Source organism: Chitinimonas sp. BJB300, assembly GCF_002735695.1.
Taxonomy (GTDB): domain Bacteria; phylum Pseudomonadota; class Gammaproteobacteria; order Burkholderiales; family Chitinimonadaceae; genus Chitinimonas.
Map to the genome: position 1 here is coordinate 1 of NZ_PDZH01000368.1, position 555 is coordinate 555.

Sequence of the window (555 nt, forward strand, 5' to 3'; positions counted from 1 at the left end):
TTGGCTTTGCGAGCTAGCGCCCGCAGTTGGGCTGTGTCAGGGCAATAGGCTGCCATCGGCGTACTGCGGCCACGACGGAGTTCGGCCCGGATGGTGGTCGGGCTTCGGTTCATGAGCTTGGCAATGGTGGCGGCGGCATGCTGCGTTTCCAACAGGGCTGCGATTCGGTATCGTTCGCCTTGGGTGAGTTGCGTGTAGGTCATCGGTCTTCAATTTCCTGGCGGGCAAAGGGGAGCGCATCCTACCGCCGCTCACCGCTCTCTCCCGCTGGTATTGAATCCGTCAGGTTCGTTTTTAAATCCGCCTATTCAACCAATCCTAGCTAATAGCGGATAATAAATATTAAATAAATCGGCATAGGGGCGGCCAGATTACCTGGCCGACCCCTGCCACACCACCCGGCATGCGGGGCCGCACCGGGCGGTTCAAGAAGTTGAGGTTAGGCGAGTCTTGGAACTCCCAAGCGATCGAAATAGGCGATCGGCAGCGCACGATTCAGCACGCCGTAGCCATTACGCCACCAGCGTCTGGCATTGCTCGCTATCCTCGTCGCGT

1 protein-coding gene is annotated in these 555 nt (G+C 58.6%); it reads right to left on the minus strand.

What is annotated here, in order from left to right; translation table 11 throughout:
* A partial coding sequence (locus tag CSQ89_RS21885; protein WP_143747148.1) for a helix-turn-helix domain-containing protein occupies nt 1-203 on the minus strand: 203 nt, incomplete at its 3' end.
* Nucleotides 204-555: the final 352 nt, after the last annotated feature.